The following is a 22,479-nucleotide window of genomic DNA, read 5'->3' on the forward strand; positions in this document are numbered from 1 at the left end:
GAAAAATTAGTTAGTGTGTGTTTTTTTAAGAACATGGCTCCGGTCCAATAAATCCGTAATGGCACGGGTCAGTAACCCGCCAAAAACGAACATCGAACAGAACCGGATGACGAAGAAAAGTAGGAGTAGCCATAATTGTAACTTGGCGTACCCGCTACGTGCTAAGTCCCAACCAAAAGTGACGATGGTCGTGGTGGCAGCGGTCGCAACCAAGCCTAACCAGTCATAATGTTTGTACCGGGTCAGCGTGAAACCTAATTCTGATCCGACCCCTTGTAAGACACCTGAGATCATCGTTGAGGCACCCCATTGTCCCCCGAAAAGCATTTCAACAACGGATGCTAAAAATTCACCGAGGACTGAAGATCCTTTGATTCGTAACATGTAGCCGGCAAGCATTCCGGGCATACACCAGAGTCCGAGCAACAACTCGTTTGGAATTTGGCTCAAGCCTAACGGTGCGAATACCGCGGCCAAAATATCGTAAATATAGTTGGTCCCTAGGAAAATAATACCGAAGAAAACGCCAATTAAAGCTAATAAAATAATGTCACTTAAATACCAATCTTTTACCCATTTCACAAGTGAAACCTCCCATAATATCTGATTCATTCACAGCATCCGTGCGACAAAAAACGCCTACCACGCAAAACGGCGGTAGACGGCTAAGTCATCATTGATGGTTCCCCAAATAAAAGCATTGCTTCCTGCGCTGGCATTGTCCAGATTCAGGTTCAATGGGTATTATCTCAGCCGTAGTTGGCACCCCAGTTGCTATTGTGGATGATAGGATTAGTGTAACGGAAAAATTTAGGAAGCGCAATCAAAATCCGTCGATTAGAAAGCAAAGTTCACTAGAAAATCAAGAATATGTGGTTTACTAAGAATAGTAGCTAAAAAAGTAAACTTTGTTAGGAGGGTTGCTCCATGACGACGGAGATTTATGATTTTACGGAAACTGAAATGAGTGGTGAGACCCTGGCGTTGTCCCAATACCGTGGAAAAGTGTTACTGATTGTGAACACGGCCAGCAATTGCGGCCTGGCGCCGCAGTTCAAGGGATTGGAGACGTTATATCGGCGCTATCAAGGTGAGGGACTAGTGATTTTAGGCCTGCCATCGAACCAATTTCATCAGGAAAAAGCGGATGACACTGAGACGCACGACTATTGTCAGCGGCACTACGGCGTGACGTTCCCGATGACGAAACGGGTGATGGTCAATGGCGACGAAGCTGATCCGTTGTTCACCTATCTAAAACGGACGGCGGGTCACGGCCGAATCAAGTGGAATTTCACGAAATTCTTAATTGGGCGTGATGGACGCGTCTTAAATCGCTTCGCCCCCACAACGCGTCCAATTGCCTTTGAAACAGCAATTCAAGATGCGTTAGCTGATCGATAATGATTAGAAATAAGTTAGGAGTGGCATTAGTTGGAAACATATACGTTGAGGGACGGTTTGACCGTCCCTAAGGTTGGATTTGGAACTTATAAATTAAACGGAGCCCACGGTGTTCAGGTGATTGATTCAGCGATTGACCGGGGCTACCGGTTGTTGGATACGGCGTTTAATTATGAAAATGAAGGGGCCGTTGGTGAGGCGGTCCGGCGTTCTTCCGTGCCACGTTCGGAATTGATTATCTCTTCAAAGTTACCGGGCCGGCACCACGCCTATGATCAAGCAATTGAAACGATTCAGGAATCACTGTATCGCGCTGGGTTAGACTACTATGACCTTTACTTGATCCACTGGCCAAATCCGAAAGAAGATCACTACGTTGAAGCTTGGCAAGCGTTGATTGACGCGCAAAAGTTGGGATTGGTTCGCTCGATTGGGGTTTCAAACTTTTTGCCAGCGCACTTAGACCGTTTGGAAAAAGAAACGGGCGTGATGCCTGTCATCAACCAAGTGGAACTCCACCCGTACTTTAACCAGCAGGCCCAACGCGACTACGATGCCGCCCACGGTATTTTGACGCAGGACTGGAGTCCATTGGGGCGCGCCAGTGAAATGTTACAAAATCCAGTTTTGAAAGAAATCGCGGCGCGTTATCAGAAGAACGTCGGCCAATTGATTTTGCGGTGGGAAGTTCAATTAGGAACGTTACCAATTCCGAAGTCGTCTACGCCTAAACGGCAATTAGGTAATCGCGATATCTTTGACTTTGAAATTACCGCTGAAGACATGGCGACCATCAATGGCCTGAGTTCTGCGGATGGTCGGTTGAAGAATCAGAATCCGGCCTTTTACCAAGAGTTTTAAGTGTAAGGGCTAATAAATGTGAATAAAAGATAACCCAGCGTTAAAGGCCACAGATTATACTAACCAATCTGGTAGTACGATCTGTAGCTTTTAACGCTGGGTTATTTTAGTGGCTGTTCTTTTAAAACTTAGTCATGGTTAATGGTGATAATTTTAACTTGGTAATTGCCGTTCGGTGCGCTGACCGTCACAACGTCACCCGTACTGTGATTTGCGAGTGCGGCCCCGATTGGAGAGGTGAAGGAGATTTTGTTTTCTTCTAAGTTAGCTTCTTGCTTCCCAACGAGCTGATAGGTGAGCTGGTCATGATCATCCATAAACTCAATGGTCACAAACTTGCCAATGTCCAGTTTGTCATTATCTGCTGGCTGAACGACCTGCGCGTATTGGAGCTGTTTGTTTAAAAAGCGTAACCGGCTTTCTAAGCGTCCTAAATCACGTTTAGCATTCGTATACTCGGCATTTTCCGAACGGTCACCAAGCGCTGCTGCGGCGGCCAAGACTTTGATGCGGTGGGGGCGTTGGTCCTTTAAGCTTTCAATTTCTTGTTCAATGGCGTGATAGCCCGCGGGCGTCATTTTATTAAAAGTTGGTTCCATGGTCTCAAACCTCGATTATCTTGAATTTCTGGGAATAGTTTACCGCAATGGTGGATAAATTCAATGGGAGCCAAATGGAACTAGTATTTTGCCGGATTTAGCGCAATAATCGAACCGGTTCATAAATATTTTTATAAAAGGGGATTGCATGATGAATTTGATTACTAAATTAGGGGTTGTAACGTTAGCCGCTGTGACGGTTGCGCCATTAGCAAGTACCGTTGCGCCGGTCACCGCACAAGCTAAGACGGTAAAAAAGAGTAGCAAGAAGAAAGCCAAAACTTACAAAATTAGCAAAAACATTCTTAAGAGTCATAAAAAGGTTATGGTGAAACTTGAGACAAAACGCCGTCGGGGAATGGTTTTGTTACAGACGAGCAAGAAAAACTTACGGATTATCTGTAACTTCAGCTCTGAAACTTCGCACATTAATTATAAAATCAAGAAGCAAACGGTTAAGGGTAGCACGATGACTTTAAAGTTAACGCCAAAGTTAAGTAAAGCTGACATTAAATATGGTTTTGCGAAGGGTTCAGGAACAATCAAGTTAGTTCGCAAAGGGAAGAATAGCTATACGATTCCGACTATTTACGCTTCTGATCAGTACCGGATCAACGGTCACAAGTATCAAAATTACAATATGTGGCAAAAACCTAAGAAGGTTTCAGTAAAGAAGTTACAAGTTATGAGTTTAGCTAAGCTGAAGTCTATCCGTGGCCTTTTTGCTTCAGATTACAAGTTCTAGTAAATCGCCGAAAGAAGAGGTCACTTGAGAGGAAAATCGCAAGTAACCTCTTTTTTAGTGACCGAACGATGAGTGAAAATAGAAAAAAGGCAAAAAAATAGCCAATAGCTTTCCAGGCCTTGGCTAGTCGTAGAGTTTCTCACGCTCTACGGAGTTACGAACAAGTTAAGTATAGGCAAAATAATCAGAAAATACAATTTATTTGTTATGAATCTAAGGCGGAAACTGACAATAATGAGAACGCTATCAAACAAAAAATGAATTATTTGAAGCAAACCCCTTGAATTTTAGTCTAGACCAATATACAATTGGACTATACCAAACAAAGAGGGAGTCAGTTAATTATGAAAGTTATCGTAGTAAAGGATCAAGCTGCCGGCGGCAAAGAAGGATACAAAGTATTTAAGGATGCTCTGGACAATGGGGCAAAAGTATTTGGGTTGGCAACTGGTTCAACTCCTATCACGACTTACAAGGAAATCATCAATAGTGATTTAGATTTCAGTAACTGCACGTCTGTTAACTTGGACGAATATGTTGGTATTGCACCAGACAACGAACAAAGTTACAAGTACTTCATGCAAACAAACTTATTTAACGACAAGCCATTCAAGGAATCATTCTTACCAAATGGTTTAGCTTCAGACCCAGAAGCAGAAGTAAAACGTTATGACAAAGTTATTGACGAACACCCAATTGACTTACAAATTTTAGGCCTTGGCCGTAACGGTCACATTGGCTTTAACGAACCAGGTACGTCACGCGACGTTACAACCCACGTGGTTGATTTAACGGAATCAACGATTGAAGCAAACTCACGCTTCTTCGCCAGCGAAAACGATGTTCCTAAGCAAGCCTTCTCAATGGGCTTAGCTTCCATCATGAAGAGCAAGCACTTATTGCTTGAAGCCTTTGGTGAAAATAAGGCCGATGCCGTTAAAGGCATGATCGAAGGTCCTGATACCGTTGACTTACCAGCAAGTATCTTGCAAAACCATCCGAACGTAACCGTTGTGATTGATGAAGCGGCTGCAAGTAAGTTAAGCAAAAAATACTAAACTTTAACAGTTAATAAAAACGTCCGGTAACTTGAAAAAGTTATTGGACGTTTTTGTCGTTTATTTTAAGACATGAAATTTTTGCAGCAGTGTAATAGGTGATTTTTATAGGTTTCGTTTTACCCCAGCCATGCATAGTCTTTTTCTTGACGGCTTTGCCAAGATATTTCTGAATATAGGGATTAACCTTGGCGAATTTTTTCTTACCTTGTTTAGCAGTTTTGACATTGACTAGGTTTATGCTAAATGGACTAGAAGATTGCCAAGATTTTTGGGCAAAAAGGTAACCTAAAAAATGTCGATTCGACAGTACAGTGCTATTTACTAATCCTTTGTCCGCAAGATGATACCTGGTTGGCCAACTGAAATAAAATTTTGGAGCGCTAGAGTCTTTAAAATAAGCTTTTACTTGTTAGTTGCTGAAATAACTATAAAGGCGTATATGATAGCTAATATGGCAATTACGATCAGCAGAAGAACGCCTAATAGTTTGTGCCAAATATTCTGAGAAAAATACGGTAAAAACTCAAGATATGTTCCTATTAGCAAGATTCCCGCACCTGATCCACCTAATTTGAAATCGGTGTTTACTGCAATAAAGGGTACTACGAGAATAGCTAGTATACCGATGACACCCATTAAATTGATTATGTTGTTTTCTGAAATGAAATTATATTTCATTGATATGACCATCCTTTGTACTTCCAAGAATGAACGGTGAATTTTCTTCCACAACTAAAGCTACAAATTAAATTATTTTTTTACTTTAAGTTGACGATAGGCTTTAGAGCAGTGTAGTAAGTCACTTTGATGTGCTTGAGTTTACCTTGTCCATGTACGGACGTCTTTTTGACGGACTTGCCGAGGTATTTCTTGATATACGGATTGATTTTAGCGTAATCATGACGGTTCTTTTTCGCAGTTTTTACGCTATTCACACCCATCCCATAAGGGTTAGGATTTTCCCAAGATTTCTGGCCAATTCCTTTCTTGGACTTGGACCAAATATTGAAGGTGTAGTAATGTTCTTCTTCGTTGTAGGCAATTAAGACTTTATGATGCTTAATCGTCGTTTGCCGGACCGTCTCACCACCGACGCCGTGGGCAAAGTAAAGGGTGTTGGACTTGGCACCAGTAACTTTATAAGGCGTGAAGTATTGTTCGCTATTATAAACGGCACTATTTGGATTGCGAGAGTGCCGGTATTTAGAATTACCAAAGCGTTTGGCGGTTACCTTAATTTTATACGTTTTTCCCTTGGCTTTTTGATACCAAGTTCCCCGAAATTTCTTCGGCATACTCTTTAGTTTGTGTGTCTTAATTGCGGCTTGTGCCGATACCGGTTGTTGGTTAAGGCCAATAACGCCGATCCCCATGAGCGCAGTCGTTAGCGCGAGTTCTTTAACAAGTTTGTGCATGTGATTTCCCTCCAAATATAAATAACTTTATAATTATAGCGCTAAAAATTGACGTGGAATCATTAATTTATGCATAAATACCCAGCGTCTATCTTGCTAAACGATGTGCGTAACCGCTAAAATTAAAGTAGCAAAAGAAGTCGGGGTGGGAAACATCGGAGTAACGAGCAATACTATTAGTATTGATTGTGGCGCTGATTGCTATCGGGGGACTTGGGATTCGACGTCATCAGCCTCAATTGATCATCATTGCGAGCTTAGGGTTAGCTCTAATTGTGATTGGCATGATCTGGTTTATTTTGACACCAGATCCCAATGGCGCAGCAATCATGTTATAAAAGTAAAGACACCACTTAGATGGTACTAAAAGAGAAGCATTCCCAAAAAAGGATGCTTCTCTTTTAACTTGATCCATAGAGAAATTAGGATTAAATAGATTATTCAGCGTGGCATCAGTGGGTACAATAGCTAATCATCAATCTCGTCCCATTCGTTATCTTCCTGTGAAACACTATCACGAAAACCGGTCCAATCGGTTTCATTATCAAATAAATTATTGCGTAGAGGCGTCATGACAAGCGTATCACCCAACTTGACGATCTTGTACTCATCGCCGGCCACCGCTTTTAGCTCAGGGGGGAAGATAGCACCGACAGAATTTCCAAATTTGCGCATTGTTATTTCCATACCGCACACTCCTCAAGTATTTGATGTTATACCGAATATAATTTGATTCAACCCGATAGACAACAAATCAGTCTCAGTAAAATAGAAAAAACCGCCACAACAGAAACCCATTAATATGCTTCTGCTGCGGCGGTTTTTAAATGTGTTTACAGGTTCTGGCCCTTTTCCCAAGTCGTTGCGGAAAGGAGTAGCCCTTGCTTAACCAGTTGGTCGAACAAGGTGTGAGTCCGTTTGGAGATTTCGCCGGCCGTTGCAGCGTTGGCCTTAGTCAAAAAGTCGGTAGCGTCGCCAGTAATTGTGGCGTCGGCCTTAGCCACTTGTTCGCGGGCGAAGGATTGGCAACCGTCTTTGTAAGCGTTGACGGTTTCAGCAAATTCGTGCCAGTGGGGTTCGATGAGCACTGACAAAGTCTTGGACAACCAGTAAACGTTGTTAACGTCGACGTTAGCCGTGGTGTTTTGATAATCAAGCGGTGTGTCCTTGATGTTAGTAAAGAATGGAACGTATGGTGCGTAGGCAAAGAAGCCCATGGCGACCCATTGAATCGCAGCTTGTTCTGCGGGAACGTCGTTGCGAATTTGTAAAATCGATGAACACTGGTTACGGTCCATGGCGATTGAACGGTAACGTTTTTGTTCCCGTTGATCACCAGAAGCAAAGGTGCCGAATGGATCGTACGGGGTCCCGTTGTAATGGGATGACAAGAAGAACTGAACGTCTTCAATTGCGAGTTTCTTGCTAGGTTGCCGGAACATTGGCATGTCTTGATCGGTTGGTTGCTGTTCAATTTCAGGATTGAACAACTTTTGACCGTACCATGTCCGGGGTGTGTTGTAGTAGGCGTCAGCTTCACTCTGCGTACCGAAAATTTCGCGGAAGTTAAAGTGACCCGGATTAGGGTTTAGATGGTTCTTTTCAACGAATTCAGCTAAATCACTGGCCCCAAGAAAGTTTTCAGTATCACTCAGGTCCATTTCTTGAACAACGGTTTGGTTAGGGACGATGGCGTAAGTGTCATCGGGAACGCGGACAGCGCCCCAGTGGTGACCACCGGCCGTTTCGAGAATCCAGATATCATTTTGGTCGTTGAAGGCAATGCTGTTACTTTCACCCGTACCGTATTTTTCAAGGAGGGCCCCTAAACGCTGAACACCTTCCTTAGCACTTTTGATGTAGGGCAATACTAAGGTGACCATGGCCTCTTCATCCACACCATCGTGGACGAGCGGGTCGTAACCGAGGACGCGGACGTTCGTTGCCGTAGTTTCAGTGGCACTCATGCCGACGTTTAGTTCGTTGATTCCGGCTTCTTCATATTGACCATCACTTTGGTCAGCTTGTGGCGTTGCCGTGTAGCGGTAAGCGTGGTCCGGTAGTGGCACCGTTACACCGGTCGTTACGGAATGGTACGTCGCGTTGGACTGGTCCTTAGCGGCGTGAACCACGAATTTAATGGGGTTGATCGGACCGTAACCATCTTCGTTACGAGCAACGATCGTTGAACCGTCCATACTGGCGGCTTTCCCGACTAATATTTCAGTACAATCAGAATCTTTCTTCATTGGATAATTCCCCCTTGGTAATTCCAGTATAGGAGTCTGAAAATGAATTTCAACGGCAAAACGGGGCGTGTGAGATTGAGGGTGGGGGTGGCGTGACGAACGCAGTAAACCAAAAACAACAGCAAAATCAGCGATTTTTGCGATCATACACTTGTGAAAGCGTAATCATGAGTGGCGCATTTTGTCGTCTATAAGGGCTTTCATTGCTTTTAAATCGGCATTCCTATATTTTGTGCCAACTTTGACACTTGTGAATGGTTGAGTTTAATTGTGGCACAGTTTGGTGTGCCAAAGGTCTGCCTAGAACTTCTTGAAACCGTTTTCCTGTCCCGATATGATAGAGACGTTAAGAAAAAGGAAGGAGCTTTATCAGATGAGTGAAAATGTAAATACAAATGCAACGCCAACCGCTCCCGCTGCAAAGAAAAAAGTGGGTCTCAAAGCGCGCGTTCAAAAATTTGGGAGTGCCTTAAGTAACATGGTCATGCCAAACATCGGGGCCTTCATCGCTTGGGGGCTAATTACCGCGATCTTTATGGCCGGTGGTTGGTGGCCAAACGCTGGATTAGCAAAGATGATTCAGCCAATGGTTCATTATTTATTGCCATTATTAATTGCCTTTACCGGTGGTAGTATGATTGCCGGACATCGTGGCGGGGTCGTTGGGGCCATCGCAACAATGGGTGTCATTGTTGGTTCAAGCATTCCAATGTTTATCGGTGCCATGATTATGGGTCCTTTAGGTGGCTGGGTCATCAAGAAATGGGATGACGCCGTTTCCGATAAGATCAAGAGTGGTTTCGAAATGTTAGTCAACAACTTCTCAGCTGGGATTATTGGGATGCTGTTAGCAATTGTTGGTTACTTTGCCATCGGTCCAGTGGTTACCGGCGCGAGTGCCTTAATGGCCGCCGGTGTTAACTGGATCATTAAGATGAAGTTATTACCATTAGCAAACGTCTTCATTGAACCAGCTAAGATTTTGTTCTTGAACAACGCGATTAATCAAGGTATCTTGACACCGCTTGGGATTCAAGCCGCAGCCAGTGCCGGTAAGTCAATCTTGTTCTTACTTGAACCAGATCCAGGTCCAGGTCTTGGGATTCTGTTAGCCTTTGCCTTATTTGGTAAGGGAACTGCCAAGGCTTCCGCACCAAGTGCAATCATCATTCACTTCTTCGGTGGGATTCATGAAATTTACTTCCCATACGTATTAATGAAGCCAGCATTGTTCTTGGCCGTTATCGCCGGTGGTGTTACTGGGACTGCAACCTTCAGTATTTTAAACGTTGGTTTACGTTCAACCCCATCCCCTGGTTCGATTATTTCGTTATTATTAATGTCACCAAAGAGTTTACCAAACTATATCGGGTTACTGGTTGGGGTTACCTTAGCAACCTTAGCTTCCTTCATCGTTGCCGCAATCATCTTGAAGCGTGACAAGTCCGGTGCAACCGCTGACTTAGCTACGGCTCAAGGTCAAATGAGCGCAATGAAGAACGGTAACGCTGAAACTACTGAAGGTAGCAATGCTGAACCAGCTGACGTGATTGCTTCTTATAAAGACGTTGACCACATCATCTTCGCCTGTGACGCTGGGATGGGTTCATCCGCAATGGGTGCTTCCTTACTCCGTGACAAGGTCAAGAAGGCCGGTATCAACATGTCCGTTACCAACACGGCTATCAGTAATTTGAAAGATGAACCAGGCTTATTAGTCATTACGCAAAACGAATTAGCTGACCGGGCCGCTCAAAAAGCACCACACGCCCTCCGGTTATCCGTTGATAATTTCTTAAGCAGTCCAAAGTACGATCAAGTGGTTGTGAACTTAAAAGCGCGTGATCAAGTTAGTGATGAACCAGCACCAGCTTCTGAAGCACCCGCAGCGCCAAGTGATGACGCAAGCGATTTACCAGCTGGTTTGAATTTATCAGTTGTTGATGAAATTGTCTTTGTTCACCACGATGGTCATCTTGGTACGGCAACGATGGCAACATCATTGATGAAGGATCGCATTAAGAAAGCCAATAAACAAGTTAATGTTAAGAACTTAGGTATTGATGAATTGGCTGATGCCAACAGTCTGTTAGTTGTTTCCAGCCCAGAAGCTGCTAAGAACTTACGGACTCGTTACACGCAAGTTCAAATACTAGTCACTGATGATCTTTTGAGCTCACCTAAATATGATAAAATAGTATCAGGATTGAAATAAATCGATATAAATACTGTTATTGTATGAGGTGGCTCCATGGTTAAGTTCACGCAGCGTCAAGACGAATTATTACAATTGTTGTTAGCAAATCCCAGTGGCCTTTCAATGGGTCGGATTGAAACCGGTCTCAACAGTAGCCGGCGGACGATTTACCGCGAGTTTAGTAACTTAGAGCTGGTCTTACAAAATGCCGGCTTGAAGGTGGTTAACGTGACGCACCGGTTTCAACTAACCGGGGCAGAAGCGGCCTTAGCTGAGTTTAAAAGCCAGCTAACGGCGGGACACGAAATTGCACCAGCATTTGATTCGCAGACGCGTCAAAATGCGCTAGCTTGCCGGATTCTCATGTCAGATCGGTCAATGAAGTTAAAAGAGTTGGCGATTGATTTTGATGTCAGCGTGGCGACCATTTCTAACGATTTGACCACGCTAGGCACACCGTTTGATGATTATGATTTATCAATTGAGCGGTTAAAGTCCCGCGGCATTCAAGTTGCGGGCACAGAAGGTAATATTCGGAATCTGTTTGCCACGATCTTGAATAATGAAATTAATGATTACGAGTTTTTCAAGACAATCGGCAAACTCAACCAGGGCTTGGCTGTCTCGGCCAGCGACGAACAATCGTACTTCTTGAACTTATTAGATGCCGGCACGTTATTGATTTGTTACCATGCCGTTCGGGATTTAAAAAAGAAGTACTTTGCGTCGGTACCGGATGGTCAGTTGCAACAACTGATCATTACCTTGACGACCGGGGTCATGCGGTTGAAGAGTCATAAGCGCGTCACGTATTTACGGGGCATCAATCGCGATGACTTTCTCAAATATCAGCGCATTGCGCTTGCTATCATGACCCAGTTGCCAGCGGACGTTAAAGCCGTTATCACGGGCGCGGAAATTGATTTTCTAGCCCAGCAGATTAAGGGATTAACGTTTCGCATTGACCAGGACGCCTCGTTATCGAACTACGATTTACAACTCACTTATCAGGTGAAGAAGTTAATCGACGCGGTTGCCTATCACTTTAATTGGTCGTTTGGGACCGATGATCGGTTACTGAATAACTTGACGGCGCACATGCAAATTGCGTTGCAACGTAACGGTGTTAATGGTCCAGTACCACCGAGTCCGGAACTGCAAGAGGTTCGCGAACAGTACCCGAAATTATATTCGGCGGTCGTGCGGAGTTTTACCAGCACGTTCCCGGATCAAGATTTTAAAGCGGATGAGTTAACGTATTTGTTGATTCACTTCGCCAGTACGTATGAGCAACAATTAAGTCACCAAGCCTTAAAGGTGTTGGTACTCTGTCCGAATGGGATGACGACCGCGCGGATCTTAAAGACCCGTTTGGCACGCTTAGTTCCAGAGATTACCACCATTGAAGTCGCTCGAATTGGGAACCTTGGTCAAATCAACTTACAAGGATTTGACATGATTCTCTCGACGACGACGCTGCCCGGGTTCAAGTTGAACTACCGGGTGGTCAGCCCGTTGTTACTTGAAAATGAAGTCAGTTCGTTACGTGAATATATCCACCAGTATTATCCAAGTACGCTGGCGGTTGAAGCACCTGCCGTTGATGAAACGACGACGAATCTGGACTTTGATACCGTGTATCAACGAATGACAATCGCTAAACAAATTCTGAATCGGTTTACGATCACCCCCATTAGAAACGATCGTGAAACTATTGCGGAGACCTTAGTTAAGATCACTAAGCATATTGATTCGAATTTGATACATGACCCCCTAGAAGTTGCAGGGCGGTTGTTACATCGTTTGAGTAGAGCACCGGTTGGTATCCCTAACACCAACCTGGCGCTAGTGCACACGTTAAGTCAACAGGTGACCGCTCCGTATTGTGCCATCTTTGAGCTGGATCAGCCGATCACCTTTAAGAGTATGGATCAAAGCGAGATTCGACTTCAACGAATTGTGTTGATGCTCGGTCCCGAAAACATCAGCGACTTTGAAAATCGTTTGATGGGTAAGTTGAGTGCGTTAGTCATTGAGAGTTTGGATAACACCCAGACTTTTATGACCGGTGATCGCCAACAACTATATCAGTTAATTAGCAAAGCCTTTTTGAACGAACTAACGAAATAGAGTAGGTGAATAGAATGGAAGCTTTAGATAAAAAAATGATTGCGTTGAACCAACAAGTAGCAACGCAAGAAGAAGGCATCCGCTTAGCCGGTCAACTTTTGGTCGATGGCGGCTGTGTCGAGCCCGAATATATTGACGCGATGCAAGCGCGTAACAAGGATGTTTCCGTTTATATGGGTAATTTCATTGCCATCCCCCATGGTACTGAAGATGGCATGAAACACATTAAAAAGACCGGTATTTCAGTGGTCCAAGTACCAATGGGTGTTAGCTGGGGCGACCCAGGCAATAACGATGATGACAAGACCGTCACAGTTATCTTCGGGATTGCCGGGTTGAACGGTGAACACTTGAACCTCTTGTCTCAGATTGCGATATACTGCAGCGATGTCGCCAACGTGGCGAAATTAGCGGACGCTCAATCTGAAGATGAAATCATAAATCTATTAAAGGAAGTTGATTAGAATGTTAGACGTACATTTTGGCGCAGGTAATATTGGTCGGGGCTTCATTGGCGAAACCTTGGCTGACAACGGCTTTAAGATCACTTTCGTTGATGTTAACGAAACTTTGATCGATGAATTAAATAAACGCAATGGTTACACCATTGAATTGGCTGCAGAAGGTCAAAAGCATATTGAAGTTCACGATGTAAAGGGGATTAACAACGGCAAAGATCCTAAGGCAGTTGCTGAAGAAATTGCCCAAGCTGACATGGTTACGACCGCGATTGGGCCAAAGATCTTGAAGTTCATCGCGCCACTCATTGCCGACGGGTTAAAGTTACGGCATGTTAACAACAATACGACTCCAATTGACATTATTGCGTGCGAAAACATGATTGGTGGGAGCCAATCATTGAAGAAGTCGGTTTACGAATCCTTAGACGATAGCGAACAAGCTTGGGCCGACGAAAATGCCGGGTTCCCAAACGCCGCTGTTGACCGGATCGTGCCACTTCAAAAGCATGACGATCCATTGTTTGTTTCCGTTGAACCATTCAAGGAATGGGTTATCGACAAGTCACAAATGAAGAACCCTAAGATTGAATTAAAGGGTGTCGACTATGCGGACGATTTGGAACCATATATCGAACGTAAGTTATTCTCCGTTAACACTGGTCACGCCACCGTTGCTTACACTGGTAACATCAAGGGCTACAAGACCATTGGTGAAGCCGTTAAAGACGACAGCGTGGTTGACCAAGCTAAGCGCGTCTTAGGCGAAACTGGGGACTTGTTGATTCAGAAGTGGGGCTTTGATCCTGAAGTTCACCACGCTTACCAAAAGAAGATTTTGAGCCGGTTTGAAAACCCATATATCTCAGATGATATCGAACGGGTTGGCCGGACCCCAATTCGGAAACTTGGTTATGACGAACGCTTCATCCGTCCAATTCGCGAATTGAAGGACCGTGGTCGCGACTACAGCGCCCTCATTGATACGGTTGGTGAAATGTTCTTCTTCAACTACCCTAACGATAGCGAAAGCGTTAAGTTACAAGAGATGTTGAAAGACGAACCAATTGAACAAGTTATCCGCGAAACCACTGGTTTAAAGGATGACGACCTAATTAATGAAATTAAAGCTTCTTACGAAAAGCATTTAGCTGCAACTAAGTAGCATACAAAAAATAAAGTACCGGGATCACAAACCGCCATAGTGATCCGGTACTTTATTTTTTTGTGGTTAAAGGTTGAAAGTGAAACTTTGGGATTGATTACTGTTGTATCAATATCTGGACTAATACAAATTAGTAGTCCGGTTGCCACTGATGATATCGGTCGTGGGACCGGGCCTAGCCTGGGAAGCGGTCTAGGCCCTCGCCCGGAACACTTGCAAAAGACGCAATTGTCCCGGACCGTCCGTGGCCTAAAACCGGAAAATCACCGTTTAAGGCTACCTTCACGACCGATATCATCAGTGGCAACCTCCGATTATCCGACAGTAATAACAATAGTAAGTCCGTTTTGAGCAGAGTCGGATAATTAAGGAATAATTAGTTCCAGAATTGCCACCACGGTTTGGCCTGTTGTTTGGCCGCCTGCTCGTCTAAGCGGTCCAACACGAGGTTGAGTCGGTAGTTGAGGGAATCTAACCGGCGAATGATTATTTCTTGTTGCTTGGCAAGCTCGGCGTTACTAGGACCACTTGGTTGAGCAGTTGCGGGTTGCACCGGCTTAACTGGTTTTGCGGCAGGGGTCACTGTTTCTTCTACGGAGGATTCGCTAGTTGGTTGTGTCCCCTGTTCATTAAAGGTCTGGTCTAAGGCGTTGGCCAGCGTTGCACCCTGTTCAGTGAGCTCAATGGCTGCCTTGAAGGTTGCGAGGTCTGCCTGATTGTACAGGCGGTGACTACTGTCAGTCGTTCTAAAACGGGTCTCGTCATTGAGTTGGTTTTCGACTAACGTACTGTATTTGCGCAAGGTGACTGCCTTGATGCCAAGTTGTTTAGCAGCAACCGAGGCTACTAGTTTCGTTTCCTGTTCGGAATTAATTGTTTGTTCAGACAAAGTAAGCACTCCCTTAAGATATATCGTTTCTATAACGCTATTATATCGAATTTTTGAATGAACGAACACCGTTATGCGCTTTATTAGTGACCGGGGTTCAGGCTTTTAGAACGTGATGAGTGGTCAAAACATGCTATGATAAGACGTAAAATTAATTGAAGTGAGGATCTTTAAATATGATTGAACCAGTAGATGCGACCACTTTTGAAACGGTGGCCGACGGGACGGCGTTAACGGTGGTTGATTTCTGGGCGGATTGGTGTGGACCGTGTAAGATGCAGACGCCAGCCCTAGAAGCGTTAGACGAAGACTACGACGGAAAAATTAAATTCGCCTCTCTAGACGTTGACCAGTACAAAGAAATTGCGGAAAAGTTTGAAATTATGAGTATTCCGGCCCTCGTTGTTTTTAAGAACGGAAAGCCGGCTGAAAAGGTGGTTGGGTTCCATCCGCAAGCAGCGTTAAAAAAATATTTAGATCAAAAATTGGCTGAAGTAACAAAAGCCGAATAGAACAAAAAAGACGTCCGTTAAGGCGTCTTTTTTGTTACTTGTATACTTATATTTTTGATAAATTACAATTGATGTCAAATTAAAGTCTGCTAAGTTTTCATGAAAACAACCTGCCGAATTGGTCGTGGTTGGAACAGAAAGCTTATTAATAATAAAAGAGTCAGGGGTTTTACAATATAATTAGCGGTATTCGTGTTACATTAAAATGAAATAAATCGTTTTTGGGGGAACGCTTTATGAAAAAAATTGTTTGGTTACTACGTTTAGGAATCGTCGCCTTTGGGGCGTTGTTGGTTTTTGAATCGATCGAAGCACCGAAACATGAGCCAGCACCGAGTGTTTACGTTGTTAATCCAGCCGTTGAAAACAAAACGGCTCAGCACAGTTCCAACGGACAAGTGCGGTTACCACACGAAGTCCTGCACGCACCACAGACGGTACCCGTAGCGGCGCCACAATCACTGGCATCGTAATTTTTAATCGAAGAAATAGGAAAGGCCTTAATCACCCACTCGTTGGGTAACTAAGGCCTTTTTGACTGCTTAGAGCTGATTGTAGATGGTTTCAATTAAATCGTCGCTATTATCAATTAGCTGGCGGTTGAGTGAGATCAAGTACCGGGGTTTCAGTGGATTGACGATGTTATGAAAAGTATCCTGAATAAGACAACCGGTCAGGGTGAAGGTGGCCTGATGATCCTGAACAATAATGCTGAAGTTGCGTGGATCATTAGTCACGATAACGTTAGCACCAATCAAATGTGTCAGGTTCAGCCCCAGCGTCGCCGTTGAGTTAGTTAGCCCGGTCAGCCCGGTTTGTTTAATAAGTTGGATGGCCGCGTCAATGCGTTCTAACGCGGTGTACATCGAAAGCTTAGGCGTTTCGGTGGTATTGGATCGGTGCATATATGGTCCCAGTACTAAGTTCATTACAAGTCCCCCCAACCTTTGTTTATTAACCTAATCATAATAGCTAAGGGGGGATTAGGCGAAGATTGCAACGTGTTTGGCCGGTTAGTTGGGTGACTTTATGGGTTAGCTTCGTTCAATTGCCAAACAAAAAAATTCTCGGTCGTGACCGAGAATTTCAAGGATTATTAATCAGTTTCATTTTTACGTGAGGATACGGCTAGTTCGGGGAACCAGATGGCGATTTCGTGATGCGCATTTTCACGGCTGTCAGAAGTGTGAATAATGTTTCTCAAGATCCCGTCAGGATAATCATGCGCATAGTCGCCCCGAATCGAACCGGGTTGTGCATCGGATGGCCGCGTATTGCCAGCTAAGTGGTGGATGGCTTTGACAACGCTAGCGCCGCTGACGATGATGGCAACCAATGGGCCTTCCATCATGTAGGTCTCGATTTCTTTGAAGTAAGGTTTTCCCACTTTTTCAGCATAGTGAGCTTGAAGTTGTTCTTCAGTTGCGTTGGTGACTTTCAGGGCGGAAATCTGATAACCCTTTTGTTCTAAACGAGAAATGATATCTCCGATGTGTCCTTCAGCGACCCCATCGGGTTTTACGAGAACCAAAGTTTTTTCTGAATTTGCCATAATAAACCCCTCCTCAAGTTAAGTAAGCGCTTTCATCGCTGCTGATTAAATTGTAGATTAATTTGATGAGTGCGTCAACTAGAATCGTGTGGGGAACGTCACAATCTCAAAAAGGGGTTAAAGATGATGATAGTTCTTTTTGACCAATGAAATCGTTATAATGGGGATAGCTTAAAATAAAAGGGATTGATACAGCATGCCACCACTTGATTTAACACATATTCGTCAGCACCACACCGTTGCCGAATTGATTGCGCTCGGGAAAGCCCGGCGCCAAACCACGTCGTTTGACCAGCTAGGAACGTTTACACCAGTTGAGCGGAATGCGGGTGCGTATTTGAAACACGTTCGTGCGATGTTAGTACCGGAATTATTGCCACTGCGCCGTGAGCGCATGTCAGCTTCCGCGTTTGCTTTTTTTCGGGGTTCCGTGGAACTGATGGATTATGATTTGGATTATCAAAAGTCAACGGAGATCCCAGCCGTTGTTTGTGGTGATGCGCACCTAGGTAATTTCGGGTTTTACGCGTCGCCAGAACGGCGGCTCGTCTTTGACCTTAACGATTTTGACGAAGCGGGCGTTCACCCGTGGGAATGGGATTTACGCCGATTACTCGTCAGCATTATTTTGGCCGCTCGTGACTCGAACTTTAAGCCTAAAAAGGTGGACAAACTCGTCCGGACAGCCAGTGCTAGTTACCGCGAAGCGATTAAACGCATGTTTGACCAAACCACGTTGGATCGTTTCTACCGGGATAATGAAGTTCAAGCCGTTCTGAATTTTGGTGGGCAGCCGGAAGACACGGCGAACTTTATTGCGGATTTGGTCAAAAAGGCCCAAAAACGGAATTCGGAACAGGTTGTACGTAAATTTACTTGGACGAATAGCCGTGGTGAGCGTCAGTTTAAGGATAACGCACCGCGCTCCGTACACATTGACAAGAAGACGTATCAGGGCTTAAAGCACGGCATTCAAGAATATTTGCTCAGTGTTCGAACGGACGTCGCCTTACTATTGTCACAATATGAAGTGACTGATATTATTCGTCACAGTGTGGGTGTGGGGAGCTTTGGGTCGCTATGCTACCTGGTCTTGTTAACGAGTACGGATGGTAGTCACATGGTCTTACAGATCAAAGAGGCGCTACCGACTCGTAAAGTGGGAAGTCAGTCCCAACAGGATTTGACGGCAGCCCTCGAACTTTCCGAAGGGCAACGGATCGTCAGTTCACAGCGAATCTTACAAGCCACTTCGGATGTCTTTTTAGGCTACTTCCAAATGGCCAACAAGAGTTTCTACGTGCGTCAATTCCGTGATATGAAGGAGTCAATCGATATTCCAACTTTGGACTGGGGACAATTTTCAGCGTACGCAAATACGTGCGCAATGATCTTGGCGCAAGCTCATGCACAGAGTCCAACTGCGGCGATGATTCGGGGCTACATTGGTAGTACGACGAAGTTCGATGATGCCATGGCAAACTGGTCAGAGGCCTACGTTGAACAAGTTGAAGCGGACTATCAAGATTTTTTGGATAAGCCATAAATGCAGTAGTACGAGGGGATTAGCGGATGCTAGTCCTTTTTTTAAATAAATAAATCAAAATGATTGCACTTTAATGATTTATTGATATACTTACTATTAGTAAGTGAAACTGATTTGAAAGGACTGTTAATAAATATGACAAAATATGGTGTAATTGTAGGTTCCATTCGTAAAAATTCTTATTCTAAAGGGGTGGCTGACGCAATCGTTGCGGGCTTACCAGAAGATGCGGAAGTCACGTATTTAAACATCGCTAAGTTACCACTTTACAATCAAGACTACGATGAGGCTTCACCGGCTGAATATACCGAATTCCGGAATGCCGTTGCGGCGCAAGATGCAATTATCTTCGTGACGCCTGAACACAACCGTAGTATTCCAGCCGCTTTGAAGAACGCCTTGGACGTTGCTTCTCGTCCATGGGGCCAAAGCGTTTGGGGCGGCAAGCCAGCGTTGGTTGCGTCACAATCAATTTCTGGAATCTCTGGCGTTTTAGCACACCACGTCTTACGTCAATCATTGGTATTCTTAGACATGCCAACGATGCAACAGCCTGAATTATATATCGGTAATACGGATAAGTTATCCGACGAAAACGGCCACATCACTAACGAAGGTACGCAGTCTTTCTTAGCAGGTGCGGGTAAGCAATTTAGCGAATTTGCAGCTAAGTTCATCAAGTAGTTTCAGCTGAAGTTGAGCTTTAATCCATAAGTTATTAAAATAAGCAAAAAGGTGGTGCCTTCAAAATCTTGAAGGCACCACCTTTTTATATAACCTGTTTATTTATTCCAAAGGTACTTAGCGTCAAAGTCGTGGTCGTATGAAGATAAGATCTTAGGACCATCGTCCGTAACAACTAAAGTGTGTTCGTATTGGCAACTAAGGCTACCGTCTAAGGTCCGAACGGTCCAGCCGTCGTCAGCGGTTTCGCCAGAACGCCAGTCACCGATATTAACCATTGGTTCGATGGTGATGGTCATACCGGCCTTTAAACGGGTCCCGTGTCCAGCTTCACCATAGTGAGGAACGTCAGGCTTTTCGTGCATCGTCGGTCCAATCCCATGGCCGATGTATTCGCGGACCACGCCGTAACCCATTTCGTTTTCGGCGTAGTTTTGAATGGCCCAACCAATGTCACCAATTCGGTTACCGACAACGGCTTGGTCAATACCCAAGTAGAGGGCTTTCAAGGTAACGTCCATTAACTTTTTAACTTCGGGTGATGGCGTACCAGCAACGAATGCGTGGCATGAGTCACTCAAGTAGCCGTGGTAGTTAATAACGGTGTCGACTTTTAAGAGGTCGCCATCCTTAACTAAAATGTCTTTGCTAGGGCAACCGTGACAAATCATGTCGTTAACGCTGACACAAGTTGAGTACTTGTAGCCTTCAAAGTTTAATTCACCAGGGGTAGCGTCATGGGCGATGATGAATTCGTATGCGAAATGGTCAACGTCCCAAGTAGTTATTCCGGGTTTGATGTAATCTTCCAAGGCGTGGAAGAGGCCGACCATGATGTCGCCGGCTTCTTGCATTCCCTTAATCTCGCGATCTGATTTAAGAGTTATCATGTAATCCTCCAAAAATATTAAATATATTGTAGATAAAATAATGTCCATCCCTAGTATACTGCAACGGCAGATATCCGACAAAAAGCAATGTTCAAGAATGGGGACACAGTGGGGATTTGGGCAAGCAAGTTGCGATATTTAACTGCAATCGCTTTCAGAAAAAAGCCCAAAAAAATTTCCAGTCCAAAAAGGCCCGTGTGGCGGGCTGAATCCGGATTGGTTGTTTACAACGCGTTTAATATTCAAGAATTTGGACTTTTCATCGTCAAAGTTAATGATACAATATATAGTGTTGTTTCGAACAGAAGCACTACATATGGTAGTGGATCGTGACTAGTTGGCCAACTGGACACTAACAACCGCATATTGATAAACGGAAAGAGGAGCATGATTTTGAGTAATTATTTTAAATTTTTATCACACCAATTGAAAGGTTGGCCGCAACAGAATTACTATTTATTCTTCTTTAGCTTAGGTTGTCAGGTGATGACGCTGGTTAACGCGCCAATCACAACGTTATCCATTCTAACATTTATTGGGACGACTTTGGGTGTCCTTTGTGTGTTGGCCATCAACGCTGCTAAGTCAGTGAATGGTTGGCTAGGGCTAATTTCCGCAGCTTGCTTTATCGTCGTTGGGTTTTCAGCAAAGAACTACCTCAGCATTGGTGAACAGCTTGCCTACGTTGTGACCCTGGATATTCCAGTGTTACTGAGTGCTGGTTGGAACGTGAACATGGTTTCCAAGATTCGGAAGTTTACGGGCCGGACTTGGGTTGTTGCCATTGTATCAACCTTAGTCGTCTATGGGATTTCGGGTTACTTAATCGGTGCTTTGACCGATGATCCGCGGCCGTGGATCGATGCAATCAGCTTTGCAATCTGCTTAACTGCCGGTGTCATCTGCTTCCTACGTTACAACAACCAGTACTTCTGGTGGGTTGCTTCCGGGTTGGCACAGATGGTGCTGTGGTTCATTTCCTTCCGTCAAGGATCTGCAACTTTAGCCATGTTCATCAACAGTTCCGTTTACTTGATGAATGACGTCTTAGCTTTCACCGTTTCACCTTGGTATAACAAGCATGAGCGGGCCCGTTTGATTGCCGAAGAGCAAGCGGCAGCGGCTAAGAAGGCTGATGCGACCACTGAGGATCACGCCTTTAGTTTGAATCATTAAGAATATTAACGAATTAATCGCCCATGACCTAGTCATAGGCGATTTTTTAGTCTTGTCTAGACATCTTATACAAGTTAATTATATATACAAACTCCTATATATAGCTATTTTGGAAGTTTTCATTTTTAACGTTGACAACTTGTCTAAACAAGTATATATTCATAAATGAAAGCGCTAACGAGAAAGAGGGCGGTGGTCATGATTAATAAATCGGCACTCGTTTATGACGATTTAATGCAGAAAATCGATGCGGAAGTCTACCAGTTAGGGACTTATTTACCTAGTGAGAACCAGCTGTGTGACCTTTACGGGATTTCAAGGGAGACTGGGCGTAAGGCTTTAGCTACGCTGGCAGAGAACGGGTATATTCAAAAGATTCGGGGCAAGGGCTCACTGGTGATTGAACATCGCCAGTATGAATTCCCAGTTTCAGGAATTGTGAGTTACAAAGAGCTTGCACAGAAGTTGCACATTGCGACCGAAAACGTGGTTTATGGGTATGATCCAGAGGCAACGTTGCCCATCGCCGCGTTTGCTTCGTTGGGCGTTGACCTAACGGAGGAACCGGTAACGGCAATCAAACGCGTTCGGGTCATTGATGACGAACCAGACATTATTGATAAGGATTATATTTTGAAATCAGTGATCCCAGACGTTCCACGCAAGGCTGCCGAGGATTCACTCTACGCTTATTTTGAAGATGAGTTGGGGTTAGAAATTGGGTACGCCACGAAGGAAATTACGATGGAACCAGCGAACGCTGAGGACCGGGCGGAACTGAACTTAGATCCCGGCGCCTACATGGCAGTTGTTCGTAGCGTGACCAGTTTAACGGATGCGCGGGCGTTCCAGTTTACGGAATCGCGACACCGCGCGGATAAGTTCCGTTTCCGCGACTTTGCTCGCCGGCAACGGAAACCAATGTAAACAAATTAAAAGTGGAGAA

Annotated in this window: 25 protein-coding genes and 1 riboswitch; of the genes, 15 read left to right on the plus strand and 10 right to left on the minus strand. The window is 44.5% G+C overall.

Going from position 1 to position 22,479, the window contains the following annotated elements; genetic code table 11:
* Positions 1-6: 6 nt before the first annotated feature.
* Positions 7-582 carry an ECF transporter S component gene (locus IV64_RS06145; protein ID WP_083491591.1) on the minus strand — a complete coding sequence of 192 codons (576 nt, stop codon included), beginning with the start codon at positions 580-582 and terminating at the stop codon, positions 7-9.
* A gap of 103 nt (positions 583-685) precedes the next feature.
* Positions 686-780, minus strand: a riboswitch (TPP riboswitch).
* 147 nt (positions 781-927) lie between these two features.
* On the opposite strand from IV64_RS06145, the gene IV64_RS06150 reads away from it, so the two are divergent.
* On the plus strand, positions 928-1,404 hold the full coding sequence (locus IV64_RS06150; protein WP_057706255.1) for a glutathione peroxidase: 477 nt from the start codon (positions 928-930) through the stop codon (positions 1,402-1,404).
* 30 nt (positions 1,405-1,434) lie between these two features.
* Positions 1,435-2,265, plus strand: coding sequence for an aldo/keto reductase (locus IV64_RS06155; protein ID WP_057706256.1), 831 nt, complete (start codon positions 1,435-1,437; stop codon positions 2,263-2,265).
* Between the two features lie 128 nt (positions 2,266-2,393).
* Here IV64_RS06155 and greA read toward each other — a convergent pair whose 3' ends face one another.
* Positions 2,394-2,864 (minus strand): transcription elongation factor GreA, encoded by a 471-nt coding sequence (gene greA / locus IV64_RS06160; RefSeq protein ID WP_057706257.1) that lies wholly within the window; start codon positions 2,862-2,864, stop codon positions 2,394-2,396.
* Between the two features lie 151 nt (positions 2,865-3,015).
* On the opposite strand from greA, the gene IV64_RS06165 reads away from it, so the two are divergent.
* The gene (locus IV64_RS06165) at positions 3,016-3,609 is read left to right on the plus strand and encodes a hypothetical protein (protein ID WP_057706258.1); all 594 of its coding nucleotides are present in this window, start codon (positions 3,016-3,018) and stop codon (positions 3,607-3,609) included.
* A gap of 344 nt (positions 3,610-3,953) precedes the next feature.
* Positions 3,954-4,667, plus strand: coding sequence for a glucosamine-6-phosphate deaminase (locus tag IV64_RS06170; protein ID WP_057706259.1), 714 nt, complete (start codon positions 3,954-3,956; stop codon positions 4,665-4,667).
* A gap of 405 nt (positions 4,668-5,072) precedes the next feature.
* Here the strand turns inward: IV64_RS06170 and IV64_RS06175 are convergent, their stop codons facing one another.
* On the minus strand, positions 5,073-5,348 hold the full coding sequence (locus IV64_RS06175) for a hypothetical protein (RefSeq protein ID WP_157061069.1): 276 nt from the start codon (positions 5,346-5,348) through the stop codon (positions 5,073-5,075).
* An 80-nt stretch (positions 5,349-5,428) separates the two neighbouring features.
* Entirely contained in the window at positions 5,429-6,085 is a 657-nt protein-coding gene (locus IV64_RS06180) for a hypothetical protein (RefSeq protein WP_057706261.1), read from the minus strand.
* Positions 6,086-6,273: 188 nt separating this feature from the next.
* On the opposite strand from IV64_RS06180, the gene IV64_RS14340 reads away from it, so the two are divergent.
* On the plus strand, positions 6,274-6,423 hold the full coding sequence (locus tag IV64_RS14340; protein ID WP_157061071.1) for a hypothetical protein: 150 nt from the start codon (positions 6,274-6,276) through the stop codon (positions 6,421-6,423).
* Between the two features lie 130 nt (positions 6,424-6,553).
* On the opposite strand, the gene IV64_RS06185 is transcribed toward IV64_RS14340, so the two are convergent.
* Positions 6,554-6,772 carry an AbrB/MazE/SpoVT family DNA-binding domain-containing protein gene (locus IV64_RS06185; protein ID WP_057706262.1) on the minus strand — a complete coding sequence of 73 codons (219 nt, stop codon included), beginning with the start codon at positions 6,770-6,772 and terminating at the stop codon, positions 6,554-6,556.
* Between the two features lie 146 nt (positions 6,773-6,918).
* On the minus strand, positions 6,919-8,334 hold the full coding sequence (locus IV64_RS06190) for a C69 family dipeptidase (protein ID WP_057706263.1): 1,416 nt from the start codon (positions 8,332-8,334) through the stop codon (positions 6,919-6,921).
* A 373-nt stretch (positions 8,335-8,707) separates the two neighbouring features.
* Here IV64_RS06190 and IV64_RS06195 point away from each other — a divergent pair, with 373 nt between their 5' ends.
* The 4 genes from IV64_RS06195 to IV64_RS06210 are packed head-to-tail and all read left to right on the plus strand — an operon-like array spanning position 8,708 to position 14,284.
* Positions 8,708-10,549, plus strand: coding sequence for a PTS mannitol transporter subunit IIBC (locus tag IV64_RS06195; protein ID WP_057706264.1), 1,842 nt, complete (start codon positions 8,708-8,710; stop codon positions 10,547-10,549).
* Positions 10,550-10,585: 36 nt separating this feature from the next.
* Complete coding sequence (locus IV64_RS06200) at positions 10,586-12,661, plus strand: BglG family transcription antiterminator (protein ID WP_057706265.1); 2,076 nt, start codon at positions 10,586-10,588, stop codon at positions 12,659-12,661.
* Between the two features lie 14 nt (positions 12,662-12,675).
* Entirely contained in the window at positions 12,676-13,125 is a 450-nt protein-coding gene (locus tag IV64_RS06205) for a PTS mannitol transporter subunit IIA (protein ID WP_057706266.1), read from the plus strand.
* 1 nt (position 13,126) lies between these two features.
* A complete protein-coding gene (locus IV64_RS06210) occupies positions 13,127-14,284 on the plus strand; it encodes a mannitol-1-phosphate 5-dehydrogenase (protein ID WP_057706267.1) in 1,158 nt (385 codons plus the stop codon).
* Between the two features lie 376 nt (positions 14,285-14,660).
* On the opposite strand, the gene IV64_RS06215 is transcribed toward IV64_RS06210, so the two are convergent.
* Entirely contained in the window at positions 14,661-15,173 is a 513-nt protein-coding gene (locus IV64_RS06215; RefSeq protein WP_057706268.1) for a MerR family transcriptional regulator, read from the minus strand.
* A gap of 176 nt (positions 15,174-15,349) precedes the next feature.
* On the opposite strand from IV64_RS06215, the gene trxA reads away from it, so the two are divergent.
* Both trxA and IV64_RS06225 read left to right on the plus strand, forming a co-directional pair.
* On the plus strand, positions 15,350-15,685 hold the full coding sequence (trxA, locus tag IV64_RS06220) for a thioredoxin (protein ID WP_057706269.1): 336 nt from the start codon (positions 15,350-15,352) through the stop codon (positions 15,683-15,685).
* A 236-nt stretch (positions 15,686-15,921) separates the two neighbouring features.
* Positions 15,922-16,158 (plus strand): hypothetical protein, encoded by a 237-nt coding sequence (locus tag IV64_RS06225; RefSeq protein ID WP_057706270.1) that lies wholly within the window; start codon positions 15,922-15,924, stop codon positions 16,156-16,158.
* 69 nt (positions 16,159-16,227) lie between these two features.
* Here the strand turns inward: IV64_RS06225 and IV64_RS06230 are convergent, their stop codons facing one another.
* Positions 16,228-16,614 (minus strand): hypothetical protein, encoded by a 387-nt coding sequence (locus IV64_RS06230; protein WP_057706271.1) that lies wholly within the window; start codon positions 16,612-16,614, stop codon positions 16,228-16,230.
* A gap of 167 nt (positions 16,615-16,781) precedes the next feature.
* Positions 16,782-17,237, minus strand: coding sequence for a nucleoside-diphosphate kinase (gene ndk, locus IV64_RS06235; protein WP_057706272.1), 456 nt, complete (start codon positions 17,235-17,237; stop codon positions 16,782-16,784).
* Between the two features lie 196 nt (positions 17,238-17,433).
* Here ndk and IV64_RS06240 point away from each other — a divergent pair, with 196 nt between their 5' ends.
* Positions 17,434-18,783, plus strand: a complete 1,350-nt coding sequence (locus IV64_RS06240) for a DUF2252 domain-containing protein (protein ID WP_057706273.1) — start codon at positions 17,434-17,436, stop codon at positions 18,781-18,783.
* A gap of 135 nt (positions 18,784-18,918) precedes the next feature.
* Entirely contained in the window at positions 18,919-19,467 is a 549-nt protein-coding gene (locus tag IV64_RS06245; protein WP_057706275.1) for an NADPH-dependent FMN reductase, read from the plus strand.
* 98 nt (positions 19,468-19,565) lie between these two features.
* Here IV64_RS06245 and map read toward each other — a convergent pair whose 3' ends face one another.
* A complete protein-coding gene (gene map / locus IV64_RS06250) occupies positions 19,566-20,357 on the minus strand; it encodes a type I methionyl aminopeptidase (protein WP_057706276.1) in 792 nt (263 codons plus the stop codon).
* 387 nt (positions 20,358-20,744) lie between these two features.
* On the opposite strand from map, the gene pnuC reads away from it, so the two are divergent.
* Entirely contained in the window at positions 20,745-21,533 is a 789-nt protein-coding gene (pnuC, locus tag IV64_RS06255; protein WP_083491592.1) for a nicotinamide riboside transporter PnuC, read from the plus strand.
* Between the two features lie 201 nt (positions 21,534-21,734).
* Positions 21,735-22,460, plus strand: a complete 726-nt coding sequence (gene treR / locus IV64_RS06260; RefSeq protein WP_057706596.1) for a trehalose operon repressor — start codon at positions 21,735-21,737, stop codon at positions 22,458-22,460.
* Positions 22,461-22,479: the final 19 nt, after the last annotated feature.

The sequence above is a fragment of the Lactiplantibacillus xiangfangensis genome (assembly GCF_001438845.1).
Classification (GTDB): domain Bacteria; phylum Bacillota; class Bacilli; order Lactobacillales; family Lactobacillaceae; genus Lactiplantibacillus; species Lactiplantibacillus xiangfangensis.